Below are 13,413 nucleotides of genomic sequence, written 5' to 3'. Positions count from 1 at the left end.
GGGGCCGCATGGAGGATGCAATGCTGGGACAGGGGGGGCTCGACGGGCTCGCCTCGGCGTTGCTGCGCGGGCGCGGCTTCGCACACAAGCGCGACATCAGCGACGTGGTGTCGGCGCTGTCGGCCGCGCTGCCGGGCGGCACCGCCGCGCTGGGCCAGGCGGTGGGCGTCGGCGACGACTGTGCGGCGATCCCCGACGGCGACGGCGGCTACCTGCTGTTCGCGATCGAGGGTTTCGTCGACGACTTCGTGCAGCGCATGCCCTGGTTCGCCGGCTATTGCGGCGTGATGGTCAACGTGAGCGACATCTGCGCGATGGGCGGGCGGCCGATCGCCGTGGTCGACGCGCTGTGGAGCCGCGGCATGGCGCCGGGCCAGCAGGTGCTCGAGGGCCTGGCGGCCGCCTCGCAGCGCTACGGCGTGCCGATCGTCGGCGGCCACAGCAACAACCAGGCGGTCGGCGGCCAGCTCGCGGTGGCGATCCTCGGCCGAGCGAAGACGCTGCTGACGAGCTTCAACGCCCGCCCCGGCGACACGCTGGTGATGGCGATCGACCTGCGCGGCGCCTACCAGGAGCCCAACCCCTACTGGGACGCGTCGACCCGCGCGCCGGCCGAGCGCCTGCGCGCCGACCTCGAGCTGCTGCCGGCGCTGGCCGAGAGCGGCCTGTGCGATGCGGCCAAGGACATCAGCATGGCCGGCGCCGTGGGCACGGCGCTGATGCTGCTGGAGTGCTCGCAGGTCGGCGGCGTGATCGACGTGCAGGCGATCCCGCGCCCGCCCGGCGTGCCGCTGCTGCGCTGGCTGCAGTCCTTTCCGAGCTACGGCTACGTGTTCAGCGTGCGGCCGGCGCAGGCAGCCGCGGTGGCGCGGCATTTCGAGTCGCAGGGCATCGCCTGTGCCGCGGTCGGCGAGGTCACGGCGACCCCGCAGCTGCATCTGCGCGACGGCGAGACGAGCGCGCTGCTGTGGGACCTGGTGGCGCAACCCTTCATCGGCGCGCGAGCCGTCGTGCCGCGGGAGCCGGCCCATGTCTAGCCGTCGCCTGCGCATCGGCCTGCTGACCCATTCGGTCCATCCGCGCGGTGGCGTCATCCACACGCTGGAACTGGCCGATGCATTGCACGAGGCCGGCCACGAGGTGACGGTGATGGCGCCGGCGCTGCCCGGGCAGGCGCTGTTCCGCACGCCGCGTTGCGCGGTCGAGCTGGTGCCGGTGGCGCCGGCGCCCGCCGATCTGGCGAGCATGGTCGCGTCGCGCCGCGACGCCTGCATCGACCATCTCGCGCCGCGGCTGGAGCGCGGGGTTGGCTGGGACGTGCTGCACGCCCAGGATGGCATCGGCGGCAACGCGCTTGCGACGCTGCAGGAGCGCGGCCTGATCGACGGCTTCGTGCGCACCGTGCACCACCTCGACCGCTTCGACGACGCGCGCGTGATGGCCTGGCAGGAACGCGCCTTCCTGCGCGCGCGCCAGGTGCTGTGCGTCAGCCAGACCTGGTGCGACACGCTGCGGCGCGAGCACGGCGTGGCCGCGGCGCTGGTTCACAACGGCGTCGACCTGCAGCGCTACGGCCGCCAAGCCGGCGCGGCCGATGCGCGCGTGCGGCGCCGCTTCGGCCTGCGCGTCGGCGCGGCCCACGACGCGCCGGTCTACCTGGCGGTGGGGGGCATCGAGGAGCGCAAGAACACGGTGCGTGTGCTGCAGGCCTTTGCGGCCCTGCGGGCGCGGCAGCCGCAGGCGCAGCTGGTGATCGCCGGCGGTGCCAGCCTGCTCGACCACGACCGCTATGCGCGCGAGTTCACCGAGGCGCTGGCCGCCAGCGGCCTGCGCGTCGGGCCGGGGGCCGACGTGGTGATCACCGGCACCGTCGCCGACGACGAGATGCCGGCGCTGTTCCGTGCCGCCGACGTGCTGGTGATGGCCTCGCTGCGCGAGGGCTTCGGCCTGGTGGTGCTGGAGGCACTGGCCTGCGGCACGCCGGTCGTGGTGTCGCGCCAGGCGCCGTTCACCGAGTACCTGCCGGCCGACGAACGGCACGGCGAGGCCTGCTGGGCCGACCCGCTGAACCCGCTGTCGATCGCCGACGCGATGGCGCGGGCCTGCGAACCGGAGCGCGCGCAGGCGCTGGCCCGGGCCGTGCCCGAGGTCTGCCGGCGCTACAGCTGGACGGCCAGCGCCGCGCGCCACGTCGCGCTGTACCGCGCGATGCGGGCGCTGGTCGGTCATGGCGTGCCGCTCGCCGCGGCGGTGCCCACCGAACCGGCCGCGATGGACGCCGCCCCTGTCGTTTCCTGACCTCACGTTGCCTGGAGATTCGCCCCATGCCCGCGATGCATTTCCACCTGCGCTGGCCCGATCGCAGCGAGACGCGCTGCTACTCGCCGTCGCTGGTGATCAAGGACTACCTCGTCCCCGGCAGCAGCTACCCGCTGCCGGAGTTCCTGGACCGCAGCCGCGAGGCGCTGCACATCGCCTCCGAGCGCGTGCGTGCCAAGTTCGGCTACGCCTGCTCGATGGCGATGGACCAGCTGGCGCAGATCGAGGCCACCGCCGGGCGCTTCGACGCGCAGGCCGAGGTGGAAGTGCTGCGCTTCGACGAAGCCTGACCCGAGCAAGAAGGACCCTCGCCATGAACCCCAACGCAGAACACCACAGCGTCGCCATCGTCGGCGGCGGCCAGGCCGGCCTGTCGCTGAGCTACTACCTGCAGCAGCGCGGCATCGACCACATCGTGCTCGAGAAGCGCTCGCCGCTGCACGCCTGGCGCACGCAGCGCTGGGACAGCTTCTGCCTCGTCACGCCCAACTGGCAGTGCAAGCTGCCGGGCTGGGAGTACGCCGGCAGCGACCCGCACGGCTTCATGAAGAAGGACGAGATCATCGAGTACCTCGATGGCTTCGTGAAGCACGTGGCCGCGCCGGTGCGCAGCGGCCTGACGGTGCAGCGCGCCGCGCCGCGCGCCGGCGGCGGCTTCGAGATCGCCACCTCGCAGGGCCACTACAGCGCCGACCAGCTGGTGGTGGCATCGGGCGGATACCACCAGCCCATCATCCCGCGGCTGGCCGAGCGGCTGCCGCGCGATCTGCTGCAGATCCACTCGGAGCAGTACCGCAATGCGCAGGCGCTGCCGCCCGGCAAGGTGCTGGTGGTGGGCAACGGCCAGTCGGGCGCGCAGATCGCCGAGGACCTGCACCTGGCCGGCCGCCAGGTGGTGATGGCGACCGGCGACGCGCCGCGCTGCGCGCGCTTCTACCGCGGCAAGGACGTGGTCGACTGGCTGGCCGACATGGGCTACTACGACATGCCGGTGCACGAGCACCCGCTGCGCGAGGGCGTGCGCGACAACACCAACCACTACGTCACCGGCCGCGACGGCGGGCGCGACATCGACCTGCGCAAGTTCGCGAACGAGGGCATGGAGCTCTATGGGCTGCTGAATGGCCTGGAGGGCGACACGCTGCACTTCAACCCCGACCTCCGCGCCAACCTCGACCACGCCGACCGCATCTACAACGGCATCAACGCCGCGATCGACAAGCACATCGAGAAGGCCGGCCTCGACGTGCCGCCGCCGTCGGTCTACCGGCCGGTGTGGGAGCCGGCGGCCGAGCGCACGCGGCTGTCGCTGCGCGAGTCCGGCATCGGCGCGGTGATCTGGTGCATCGGCTTCTCGCCCGATTTCAGCTGGCTCGACGCGCCTGTGTTCAACGGCCGCGGGCAGCCCGGCCACGTGCGCGGCGTGACCGCGCTGCCGGGGCTCTACTTCATCGGCCTGCCCTGGCTGCACACCTGGGGCTCGGGCCGCTTCTCGGGGGTGGCGCGCGACGCGCTCTACTTGGCCGAGCAGATCGAGGCGCGCGCGCCGGTCGCCGGAACGCCGGCTGCGCGCGAGCTGGCCGAGCCCTGGCTGTCGTGACGGCAGCCGCGCTGCAGTCCGGGCGCTTCGTCGCCGGCATGCCCCAGCTGTGCCCGACGGGCCTGTCGGAGAACTGGCTGCTGAAGGAATGCGGCCACCAGCACTGGCTCGCGCTGGCCCGCCGGCAGGGCCGGGCCCGGCCCGATTTCCGCGACGCCGGGGGCCGCAAGGCCTATGCGGCGTTCACCGCCGTGCGCATCCGCCACGCACGGCTGGACCGGGTGGCGGAGAACGACCGCCTGCGCGTCGTCTCGCGCTGCCTGCCGGTGGGGCGCTCGCAGCACTTCGGCCTGCACGAGCTGCGGGGGCGCGACGGCACGCATGCGCAGGTCGAGATGCTGTCCACCTTCGTGCGGCGCGAGCGCGCCGGCGACAACCGCAGCGTGGTCCGCGCCGCGGTGCCGGCGACCACCGCCGCGCCCGAGGCCGATATCGAGCGGGCCGCGCTGACCACCTGCGCCCTGCAACTGGCCGAGCGGGGACGGGCCCTGCGCAGCGGGCAATGGCAGCCGGACTTCGGGCCGGAATCGGAGCGCGGCGCGCCGTTGCGCGAGTTCCGGTTCCAGCCCTGCCCGCACAACGACTTCAATGGCGCCGACCTGCTTTACTTCGCGAGCTTCCAGGCGATCGTCGACCGCGCCGAGGGGGCGTGGTTCGGCTCGACGGCGCTGCCGCGGCTGGCGGAGCGCGAACTGGCGTTCTACGGCAACGTGAACGTCGGCGAATCGCTGACGGTGCTGCTGCGCGGCGTGCAGGAGTCGCCCGACGGGCTGTCGCACTGGTGCGAGGTGCGACGCACCGGCGACGGCGCCCGCCTGGCCGACGTGCTGACGCGCAAGCGGCGCGCGCCGGTCGACGGCGATGGCCTCAGCGCGTGACGGGCCACAGCACCCACATCCGCAGCGGTTGCTTCATGCGGCCGGCGCGGTCCTCGGCGCCCTCGGCCCAGCCCCAGTAGTAGTCGGCGCGCACGGCGCCGGTGATGGCGCTGCCGGTGTCCTGCGCCATCACCAGTCGCTGCAGTGGCCGCGGCGGGGGGGGCGTGGCGCTCCAGGGCTGCGGCTCGGTGGTGTCGAGCCACACGGGCGTACCGTAGGGAATGGCGCGCGGATCGACCGCGATCGAGCGGCCCGGCGTCAGCGGCACGCCCTGCGCGCCGACCGCGCCGATCGACGGATCGGGCAGCGGCTCCTCGCGGAAGAACACGTAGCGCGGGTTCGCGGCCAGCATCTCCGACACGCGACCGGGGTTGGCGCGCGCCCAGGCCTTGATGGCCGGCCACGAGGCTTGCTCCAGCGTGAACGCACCACGCTCGACCAGCCAGCGGCCGACCGACTGGTAGGGTTGGTCGTTGTGGCCGCCGTAGGCGAGGCGCACGGTCTGCCGGCGGCCGTCGGGCTCGGTGATTGCGAGCCGGCCCGAGCCCTGCACCTGCAGCAGCAGCGCGTCCAGTGGGTCGGCGATCCAGGCGATCTCGCGCCCCTTCAGTGCGGCGCGCGCTGCCGGCAGCGTCTCGATCTCGGCGCGCGTGTACCAGGGCTTGCGCAGTGCCAGGTTCGGCGGCGCCGCGTAGAGCGGCACGCTGTAGCTCTTGCTGCGCTGGCGCGAGGCGGCGACCAGCGGCTCGAAGTAGCCGGTGGCGAGGCCCTCGCCGCGACCGTCGAGCGCGGTGACGCGGTAGGGCGTCAGCGTGCGCTGCAGCCAGGCGCGGACGCGGGCGTCGTCGGGCGCATCGAGCGCCTTGGCGCTGGCGCAGGCGGCGGCCCAGCCGGGGGCCGGCTTCGAACAGCCGGCCAGCAGCGCCGGCCAGACACGCCCCGTGGCGTCGACCTCCCAGCCGGGCAGGTCGCTCCAGGGCACCGGCTGCCAGCGGGCGTTCTCGCGCAGCAGCGGCGGCGGCAGGGCTGCGGCCGCCGGGGCCGGCGCGGCCGTGGGCGGCGCAGCGGGCGAGGTGGGCGATGGCGGCGTGGGGCCGGCCGGCGGCGCCGTGCTGCAGGCGGCCAGTGCGCCTACCATCCCGGCCAACAGCCACCGCGGCGCCAGGATCTTCTTCACGAACATGGGACTCCTTCTGCTGGAGGCACTGGCCGCACTGGCCTGCCTGGTCTTCATCGTCTGGTGGACGATGTTCTCGGGCCGCCGAGGCGGCGAGCGCCGCGCGCCGCCGCCGGACGATCCGCCCACGCTGCCGCCGCCGGCCTGAGGCGCTCGCGTACTCACGTCGGCCCGCGGGCCTCGCCGGCCGGGGCTGCGGCGCGCGGCGGCAGCAGGAAGCTGATGAAACGGGTGCGCAGGCGGCGCCGCAGCGCCGCGTAGATGCGCGAGCGATCGGCGACGCGGATGCCACGCGAGCGCATCGCCACCTTGAAGGCGAGGAAGAAACTCACGCCGAGGTTGAGTGCGCCGGTGAGCGGGATCGCGGCCACGCACCACCAGAACGCCGGTTCGCGCAGCGCCTGCATGCCGAGGGCCCCGAGCGCCGCGGCGATCTGCCCGGTCGACAGCGTCACGTGGCGCACATCCAGCGGCAGCGCGAAGAAGGCCGCCAGCACCGGCACGATGCCGAGCATCAGGCCGAGCGAGATGTTGGCGACCAGGCCCGAGATGTTGGCGCGCCACCAGCGCGACCAGCGCTCTGCGCGCGGCGCACCCAGCCGCGCGAGGATGCGCGGGTTCCAGCGGATCGCGCTGTCGAGTTGGTGCAGCACGAACCAGTTCTCGGCCCAGCCGCCGAACAGGCTGGAGGCGAACAACAGCACGCCAGTGAAGGCCGCGTAGAACGGTGTCGGGCCCAGCGCGGTGAGGCTGTGCAGCACGTGCCCGGCGTCCTGCACGCCGACCAGCGGCGCACCGAAGGCCTGGGTGGCGAGCCACTGCACGCCCAGCACCACCGGTGCCACCATGGCCAGGTTGCCGACGATGCCGGCGGCCTGCGAACGGATCAGGTGCGCGACCTCGTCGACGAAGTCTTCCACGGCCGCGTCGTTGCCCACGTCGTCGAGCTTGGCGGCCATGGCCGGCGCGGTCATGGCCGGCTGCTTGGTGGCGACCGTCCAGTGCAGCAGGTAGATGAGGACGAAGCTCGCCGCATAGTTGAGCCCGGCGCCGAAGCCGGCCCAGAAGGCCGACAGCCCGAGCGCGAGCACCAGGAACTTCATGAAGGTGGTGCCGGCCAGCACCGCCCCGCCGCCGAGCGCCTTGCGCAGCATCGCCCACCACTCGCCGCGGGTGCGGGTGATGTAGTGCTCGCCGGTCTCGGCGCTGCGCTCGGCGACCTTGCGCGCCAGCATCGAGTACTGCCGCGCGAACAGCGCGCGGATGCTGCGCCGTTCGGATGCGACGCGCGCCAGCCCGGCCACCAGGTGCACCATCTCGCGCTCGCGCGAGCCGGCCGGCGCCAGCGCGCAGGCCAGCAGCGCGTCGACGCGCACGGTGCGGGCGCGCAGCTGGTCGACCTGGAACACCAGGTCGACCGACACGCCGTGTTCCTCGAGGTGCTGGCTCACGCTGTCGGCAGCCCGCCGGCACGCGTCGAGGAGCGCGCGCAGGTACTGTGCCTCGCGCAGCAGCGCGGCCTCGTCGCCGCCCTCGGCCGCCTCGCACAGACGCTCGGCGGCCCGCAGCAGCTGGCGGAAGGGCTTGTCGACCAGCAGCTCGGGGCTCATGCGCTGGCGTACCGCGCCGGTGGCACCGGCAGCACCGACCTGCGAGGCCAGGATCAGCAGCGCGTCGAAGAACGGCGCCCGCCAGCCGAGCGGCGGCTCGGCCGCCGGCCGGGCCTCGGCGAAAAGCGTGGTCAGCCGCGTCAGCGTGGCGTCGTCGATTGCGGCCAGCCATTCGGTGTCGCGCGGATCGCTGAACAGCAGGCCGAACAGCTGCGCGAGGTCCGTGGTGGCCGGCGTGGCGGGCAGGAAGCGCGAGCGCATCCGATCGCCGAACTCGCTGAACACGGCGACCCGCTGCGCGAACCCGAAGTCGGCCAGCAGGGTGGCCAGGTCGATCTCGCTGCGGAAGGCGCGCAGCATCCCGACCACGTCGGCGCGCGGCCCGGGGTTGCGGTCGAGCACGTTGAGCAGGTGCCGCAGGCGCCGCAGTGGCAGCAGTGTGGTCTCGACGGTGGGCTCGGCGGCATCGCCGCCCAGTTCCTCGCGGAGGCGCCCCGGGTGGCGCAGCCATTCGACCAGGCGCACCAGCCACAGGTGGCGCTCGGGCATGCCGGCGCGCGGGTCGGCCGCGTTGAGCAGCGCGGTGAGGTCCCAGCCGCGTCGGCCGGTGGGCTTGCGCCGCAAGCGGGGCGTGTCCAAGCGCGGCCGGTTCAATGCAGCGCCGAGTGCTGCGACAGCTCGAACGGCGGGATCGCGGCCTCGAAGGCCTGTGCGTCGGCGCTCATGCAGAAGTAGCTGCCCTGCATCTGGCCGCGAGGCGCGGCAATGCGGGCCCAGCTCTGGTATTCGAACTGCTCACCGGGCTGCAGGAGCGGCTGCTGGCCGATGACGCCCAGGCCGCGTACCTCCTGCCGGGCGCCGCTGGCGTCGGTGATCAGCCAGTGGCGGCCGATCAGCTGGGCGGGCACATCGCCGCTGTTGACGATGGTCACCGAGTACGAGAACGCGTACGCCTGTTGCTCGGGGGCCGATTGCTCGGGCAGGTAGCGCGCGACGACGCTGATGGTGAACTCGGGACGTGCCATGCCCCGGATTCTAGGGACCGGGCGCGATATCGAAGGCGATGCACACGCGGTCGGCGTCGGCGCGGAACGGCAGCGTGCGGTGGAACAGCGACGACGGGAACAGCACCAGGTCGCCGACCTGAGGCGCCAGCACCCGGCGCGGGAAGTGCTCGTGCCGGCGCGGATAACCGTCGCCGTCGGTGCTGAACTCGATGCAGCCGTCGTCGCTGCCCTCGGCGCGCGGCGGCAGTGCCAGGTACACCACGCCGCTCAGCCAGCCGGTCTCGTGGATGTGCGAGGTGAGGTGGCCGCCCTGCCGCATCTTCACGTACCACGAGCTGCTGAACACCGGGTCGGCGGGGAAGGCGCGCGCGTACTCGCAATCGGCGCCGGCCCACTTCGCGCGGTAGGCGACGACCGCCTGCCCGATCAGCGCCGCGAGGCGGCGGAACGAGTCCTCGGGGCGCTTGAACAGGTTGCCGGCCGACTGGATGCCGTGGTGCAGCCGGCCCTGCTTGCGTTCGGCGATCTCGGCGTGTTCGATGTCGCGCAGCAACTCGGTGACGAGGGCGCTGCCCGGCGCGGCCAACGCGTCGATGCGGGCATGCTGCACGAAATCGAGCGGCGTGCGGCAGAAACCGTAGGGGTCGGGTTCGGCGAAGTTCGCGGCGTGGTGCGCCGACAGCGTGGCGAGAAAGGGCGAGCGGTGCGGGCTGGCGGACAGCATCGGCGCCAGCGCGGCGCGGAACTCGGCGTAGCGCTCGGTCTTGTACAGGCAGTAGAGGCGCCGCTCCTGCCAGTCGCGCAGCTGCGAACGCTCGAAGCAGGCGATGGCATCGCCCCATTGCCCGGCGGCCTGGAGCAGGACGCCGAGGTTGTGGTTGGCCTCGGGGTGCGCGGGATCGAGGCGGTGTGCGGCGCGGTAGCTGGCCAGCGCATCGTCGACACGGCCCTGGTCCCACAGCGTCTCGCCGAGATTGTTGTGGGCGTCGGCGTAGGCCGGGTCGAGCGCGAGCGCGTCACGCAGGCTGGCGGCCGCGGCGTCGAGCAGGCCGTGCGCACGCAGCGCCGAGGCGAGGCTCAGGTGCGCCCGGGCGGTGGGCGTGATCGCCAGCGCGGCGCGGTAGCACGCGATGGCGTCGTCGAGATGGCCCTGGGCCTGGCGCACGGCGCCGAGGTTCGCGTGCGCGGCGGCGTAGCCCGGCTGCAGCGCCACCGCGCGCCGCAGGCTGGTGACGGCCTCGTCGAGCTGCTGCAAATCCTTGAGCGCGGTGCCGAGGTTGTAGTGCGCCACCGCGAAGTCGGGCTTCAGCGCGACGGACCGCCGGTAGGCGGCCACGGCCTCGTCGAGCCGGCCCAGGCGGCCGCAGGTGGCGGCCAGGTTGAACAGCAGTTCGGCCGACTGCGGCGCCAGCGCCGCCGCCCGGCGGAAGCTGGCCGCCGCGGCGTCGAGCTTGTGCTGTTCCGAGCAGGCCGTGCCGTGCAGGTTGTGCAGGGCCGCATCCTGCGGGTGGCTCTTCAACAGCCGCGCCGCTGCGGTCTCTGCCTCCGGCCAGCGGCCGGCCTGGCAGTGCGCGAGCACGGCGTTCACCTCGGCCGGGTGGGGGCCGCGTGCGGAGCGGGGGGCGGGTCGTTGCATGGTGAGAGGGCGAGGACGCGTCGCGCAGCGTAGCCAGCGGCGCGCCGCATGGCTATGCGGGCTGATGCCGATCCACGCGGCCGGCGACCGCGCTCCCTAGAATCGGCGCACGCCGACCCTCCGTGACCGATCGCCGCCATGTCCCCGCAACGCCACTTCCGTATCGCCCCGAGCCTGCTGTCGGCCGACTTCGCCCGCCTGGGCGAGGAGGTGAAGGATGTCATCGCCGCCGGCGCCGACTGGATCCACTTCGACGTGATGGACAACCATTACGTACCCAACCTCACCTTCGGGCCGATGGTCTGCGAGGCCCTGCGCAAGCACGCGGTCACCGCCGCCGGCGTGCGCGTGCCGATCGACGTGCACCTGATGGTGCAGCCGGTCGATGCGCTGGCGCAGGCCTTCGCCAAGGCCGGTGCCGACCTGGTGAGCTTCCACCCCGACGCCAGCACCCACGTGGACCGCACGCTGCAGTTGATCAAGGACGCCGGCTGCCAGGCCGGCCTGGTGTTCAACCCGGCCGCCTCGCTCGACGTGCTGGAGTGGGTGATCGACAAGGTCGACCTGGTTCTGCTGATGAGCGTGAACCCCGGCTTCGGCGGGCAGAGCTTCATCCCGTCGACCCTGAAGAAGCTGGCGCGCGTGAGGCAGCTGATCGACGCCAGCGGACGCGACATCCGCCTCGAGGTGGACGGCGGCATCAAGACCGACAACATCCGCGCGGCCGCCGATGCCGGGGCCGACACCTTCGTCGCCGGCAGCGCGATCTTCGGCCAGCCGGACTACAAGGCGGTGATCGACGCGATGCGCGCGCGGCTCGCCGCCTGAGGCAGCGAGTGGGTTGCTGTGCCGGGCCTCAGGCGTCCGGCGTGTCGAGCAGGTCGCGGAACTTGGACCAGCCGTTGCGCAGCCAGTAGAGGGTGCAGCCGCTGAGGTTGTCACCCGGCGCCCAACTCGGCCGCTGGCGCGGCATGCCCAGGTCCTTCAGGTCATCCCAGTACTCGCTGTGGACATGGCGCTCCAGCGCGAAGGCCACCAGCCGCTCGCTGGCGCGGTCGGTCAACAGGCGGTTCTGGGCGTCGTAGGCCGCGGCCCGTCCCGACGCGGGCTCGAGGAGCACCAGGTAGGGCTTTTCGATCGGAGGAAGCAACGGGGCGGTTTCTGCGCTCATGACGACACGGACCGGAACGGTTCAAGCTCGAATCTCAAATGTGCCGGGTTGTCGCGTGTTACTCATGCTCGAGAAGACCCTGTGGAACAGGGTTGCAATTGCTCCATGTTGCGGCGCCGCAGGCTAGTGTTGCGCCGCGATGAAGCACTCCCGGGATCATCCGCTGCGCTAGCACCGTTTTGGGGTGCTAGCGCAGGGCTATCGTCAGCCGAAAGGCAGGGCTAGAAGGCGGGGACGCACTGCCCGCTGGTGAGCACGGACTTGATGCGATTGAAGATGAGTTCGTGCCCGGCATCGTTCAGATGCGTGCCGTCACCAGCGGAATAGATGGAGCGGATCTGACCGGTCGGGCCCTGCAAGGCTGAGCGCACCTCGACGAAGCAGGGACCGATGGCGCCTGCCAGTTGCTCATCGATCTGCGGCAACAGCGCGAGCTGCTCTTCCGTGAGATCGCGCGGCTGAGTGCCTTGCACGATCACGGGCACGCCCTGAGCGAGCGCCGCGGCGCGAATGGCGAGCAGGTTGTTGACCGTTTCGGACACGGTGTAGTCGTTCGATGTGTCGTTGGTGGGATAGGCGACGATCACAAGTTTCGGACTGAATGCCAGTGCGGCCTCGATGTTGTAGGCACCGTTGGGTGCGGGACGATCGGGAACGGCAGGTGACGATGTGGGCAAGCCGGTGTACGTGGTGGCTCCGCTGAGTGCCAGATTGTTCAGGGTCACGCCCTTGGCGTACACATCGGCTTGCAGCCGCGCCGTCCATGCCGTGACGGGCACGCTGGTGCCGGTCCCTTCCGCAGTGGAGGAGCCCATTGCGACCCAGATGCCCGGCACCACCGACCCCGGCGAGGGCTCGGGGATGGAGTTGGGCGTCCCGATCTCGCAGTGCTTCTCCACGCCGTAGGCGGGATCCCCGAAGATGCTGTTGTCGCAGGCGACCATGCCGGTGAACGTCCCGGTCACGAAGACGCCGTTGGCGCCGAATCGCACGAGTTGCGTGCCGGTCAGGGTGCAGGTGGACCGTTCGGTGCCGCAGAAGGCCCAGGTCACGCCGTTGGGGTCGGGAGCCGGGGGGGGCGGCGGGGGCACCTCATCGTTCGAGATCTCGCACACCTTGTCGCGTCCTGGAGCCGGATCACCGAAGGCGCCGTTGCCGCACCTTACGCCATTCGTGAACGTGCCGGTCGCGTAGACGCCGCTGTAGCCGTAGCGAACCTGCTTTGTGCCGACAAAGCTGCAGGTCTGGTCCTCGAACGCGCATTGCGTCCAGGGGCTCGGCGCGGGCGCCGGGGGCGGCGGGCCCTCCGGCGCCGGAGCGACATCGCAGTGCTTCTCGACGCCGTAGGCGGGATCGCCGAAAACGCGGTTGTCGCAGGCAACGGAGCCGGTGTGCAAGGCCGTCACATACGCTCCGGTAGTGCCGAAGCGCACCAGCTGCGTTCCGGTGAAGGTGCAGACACCCCGCTCGTTCGCGCAGAACGTCCAGGCCTCGGGTGCGGGCCCCGGCGCGGGAGCCGGAGCTGGCGCCGGTGCGGCGGTGTCCAGTACGATCTCGCACACCTTGTCACGGCCGGGCGCCGGATCGCCGAAGGCGTTGTTGCCGCAGATGACGCGGTTGGTGAAGGTGGCGGTCGCGTAGATGCCGTTGTAGCCGTAGCGGACTTCCTTGGTGCCGGTGAAGCTGCAGACCTGCTCTTCGATGGCGCATTGGGTCCAGACCACTTCACCGGGCTCTGCGGCAGCGACGGCGCGGGCCGATCCGCCCGCTGCGCTGCCGATGGCCGACGACGGCATGGCGTCTCCGCCTCCCCCACCACAGGCGGTCAGGGCGCCGGCCGCGCAACTCGTCATGAGCAGACGCACTCTCGATAGCTTGTCCAACGATGTCCTCCTTGCCTCGTTCGTCGTCGCTGTGTGATGACAGTGACGAGAGAGGCTTCTGTGCAGCGGAGACTAAGCGGCCGAGCGCAGGCCCGACCACCCCGTGAACAGGCACCTCCCCGCAAACGGGGG

General features: G+C 72.0%; 13 protein-coding genes. 7 read left to right on the top strand and 6 right to left on the bottom strand.

Going from position 1 to position 13,413, the window contains the following annotated elements; genetic code table 11:
* Window positions 1-20 precede the first annotated feature (20 nt).
* The 5 genes from MPE_RS17575 to MPE_RS17555 are packed head-to-tail and all read left to right on the top strand — an operon-like array spanning window position 21 to window position 4,797.
* Window positions 21-1,037 (top strand): sll0787 family AIR synthase-like protein, encoded by a 1,017-nt coding sequence (locus tag MPE_RS17575; protein ID WP_041929745.1) that lies wholly within the window; start codon window positions 21-23, stop codon window positions 1,035-1,037.
* Window positions 1,030-2,298: an MSMEG_0565 family glycosyltransferase gene (locus tag MPE_RS17570; protein WP_011831047.1), complete on the top strand. Its 1,269-nt coding sequence runs from the start codon at window positions 1,030-1,032 to the stop codon at window positions 2,296-2,298. The genes MPE_RS17575 and MPE_RS17570 overlap by 8 nt, the downstream gene beginning before the upstream one ends.
* A gap of 26 nt (window positions 2,299-2,324) precedes the next feature.
* Window positions 2,325-2,609 carry an MSMEG_0570 family nitrogen starvation response protein gene (locus MPE_RS17565; protein ID WP_011831046.1) on the top strand — a complete coding sequence of 95 codons (285 nt, stop codon included), beginning with the start codon at window positions 2,325-2,327 and terminating at the stop codon, window positions 2,607-2,609.
* Window positions 2,610-2,632: 23 nt separating this feature from the next.
* Complete coding sequence (locus MPE_RS17560) at window positions 2,633-3,919, top strand: MSMEG_0569 family flavin-dependent oxidoreductase (RefSeq protein ID WP_011831045.1); 1,287 nt, start codon at window positions 2,633-2,635, stop codon at window positions 3,917-3,919.
* Window positions 3,916-4,797 (top strand): Pnap_2097 family protein, encoded by an 882-nt coding sequence (locus MPE_RS17555; RefSeq protein ID WP_237706343.1) that lies wholly within the window; start codon window positions 3,916-3,918, stop codon window positions 4,795-4,797. The genes MPE_RS17560 and MPE_RS17555 overlap by 4 nt, the downstream gene beginning before the upstream one ends.
* Here MPE_RS17555 and mltA read toward each other — a convergent pair.
* A complete protein-coding gene (mltA, locus tag MPE_RS17550) occupies window positions 4,787-5,980 on the bottom strand; it encodes a murein transglycosylase A (RefSeq protein ID WP_011831043.1) in 1,194 nt (397 codons plus the stop codon). The two genes, MPE_RS17555 and mltA, sit on opposite strands and share 11 nt — an antisense overlap.
* On the opposite strand from mltA, the gene MPE_RS24445 reads away from it, so the two are divergent.
* On the top strand, window positions 5,979-6,122 hold the full coding sequence (locus MPE_RS24445) for a hypothetical protein (protein ID WP_193373403.1): 144 nt from the start codon (window positions 5,979-5,981) through the stop codon (window positions 6,120-6,122). The two genes, mltA and MPE_RS24445, sit on opposite strands and share 2 nt — an antisense overlap.
* Window positions 6,123-6,135: 13 nt before the next feature.
* Here MPE_RS24445 and tlpB read toward each other — a convergent pair whose 3' ends face one another.
* The 3 genes from tlpB to MPE_RS17535 are packed head-to-tail and all read right to left on the bottom strand — an operon-like array spanning window position 6,136 to window position 10,227.
* On the bottom strand, window positions 6,136-8,223 hold the full coding sequence (gene tlpB, locus MPE_RS17545) for a transporter-like protein TlpB (protein ID WP_310733870.1): 2,088 nt from the start codon (window positions 8,221-8,223) through the stop codon (window positions 6,136-6,138).
* 11 nt (window positions 8,224-8,234) lie between these two features.
* Window positions 8,235-8,609, bottom strand: coding sequence for a Co2+/Mg2+ efflux facilitator ApaG/CorD (apaG, locus tag MPE_RS17540; protein ID WP_011831041.1), 375 nt, complete (start codon window positions 8,607-8,609; stop codon window positions 8,235-8,237).
* Between the two features lie 10 nt (window positions 8,610-8,619).
* A complete protein-coding gene (locus tag MPE_RS17535) occupies window positions 8,620-10,227 on the bottom strand; it encodes a tetratricopeptide repeat protein (RefSeq protein WP_011831040.1) in 1,608 nt (535 codons plus the stop codon).
* Window positions 10,228-10,365: 138 nt separating this feature from the next.
* On the opposite strand from MPE_RS17535, the gene rpe reads away from it, so the two are divergent.
* Complete coding sequence (rpe, locus tag MPE_RS17530; protein ID WP_011831039.1) at window positions 10,366-11,055, top strand: ribulose-phosphate 3-epimerase; 690 nt, start codon at window positions 10,366-10,368, stop codon at window positions 11,053-11,055.
* 28 nt (window positions 11,056-11,083) lie between these two features.
* On the opposite strand, the gene MPE_RS17525 is transcribed toward rpe, so the two are convergent.
* Together MPE_RS17525 and MPE_RS22880 are read right to left on the bottom strand one after the other, a co-directional pair.
* A complete protein-coding gene (locus tag MPE_RS17525) occupies window positions 11,084-11,398 on the bottom strand; it encodes a hypothetical protein (protein ID WP_011831038.1) in 315 nt (104 codons plus the stop codon).
* A gap of 221 nt (window positions 11,399-11,619) precedes the next feature.
* Window positions 11,620-13,194 carry an SGNH/GDSL hydrolase family protein gene (locus tag MPE_RS22880; protein WP_011831037.1) on the bottom strand — a complete coding sequence of 525 codons (1,575 nt, stop codon included), beginning with the start codon at window positions 13,192-13,194 and terminating at the stop codon, window positions 11,620-11,622.
* Between the last annotated feature and the right edge of the window lie 219 nt (window positions 13,195-13,413).

The sequence above is a fragment of the Methylibium petroleiphilum PM1 genome (genome assembly GCF_000015725.1).
GTDB classification, from domain to species: domain Bacteria; phylum Pseudomonadota; class Gammaproteobacteria; order Burkholderiales; family Burkholderiaceae_C; genus Methylibium; species Methylibium petroleiphilum.
This window is presented reverse-complemented; position numbering and strand designations above follow the sequence as displayed.

Bases quoted from the DNA above. Each gene is read 5' to 3' on its own strand.
- MPE_RS17575 (WP_041929745.1), top strand. From the start codon at position 21: ATGCTGGGACAGGGGGGGCTCGACGGGCTCGCCTCGGCGTTGCTGCGC.
- MPE_RS17570 (WP_011831047.1), top strand. From the start codon at position 1,030: ATGTCTAGCCGTCGCCTGCGCATCGGCCTGCTGACCCATTCGGTCCAT.
- MPE_RS17565 (WP_011831046.1), top strand. From the start codon at position 2,325: ATGCCCGCGATGCATTTCCACCTGCGCTGGCCCGATCGCAGCGAGACG.
- MPE_RS17560 (WP_011831045.1), top strand. From the start codon at position 2,633: ATGAACCCCAACGCAGAACACCACAGCGTCGCCATCGTCGGCGGCGGC.
- MPE_RS24445 (WP_193373403.1), top strand. From the start codon at position 5,979: ATGGGACTCCTTCTGCTGGAGGCACTGGCCGCACTGGCCTGCCTGGTC.
- mltA (WP_011831043.1), bottom strand. From the start codon at position 5,980: ATGTTCGTGAAGAAGATCCTGGCGCCGCGGTGGCTGTTGGCCGGGATG.
- apaG (WP_011831041.1), bottom strand. From the start codon at position 8,609: ATGGCACGTCCCGAGTTCACCATCAGCGTCGTCGCGCGCTACCTGCCC.
- MPE_RS17535 (WP_011831040.1), bottom strand. From the start codon at position 10,227: ATGCAACGACCCGCCCCCCGCTCCGCACGCGGCCCCCACCCGGCCGAG.
- rpe (WP_011831039.1), top strand. From the start codon at position 10,366: ATGTCCCCGCAACGCCACTTCCGTATCGCCCCGAGCCTGCTGTCGGCC.
- MPE_RS17525 (WP_011831038.1), bottom strand. From the start codon at position 11,398: ATGAGCGCAGAAACCGCCCCGTTGCTTCCTCCGATCGAAAAGCCCTAC.
- MPE_RS22880 (WP_011831037.1), bottom strand. From the start codon at position 13,194: ATGCCGTCGTCGGCCATCGGCAGCGCAGCGGGCGGATCGGCCCGCGCC.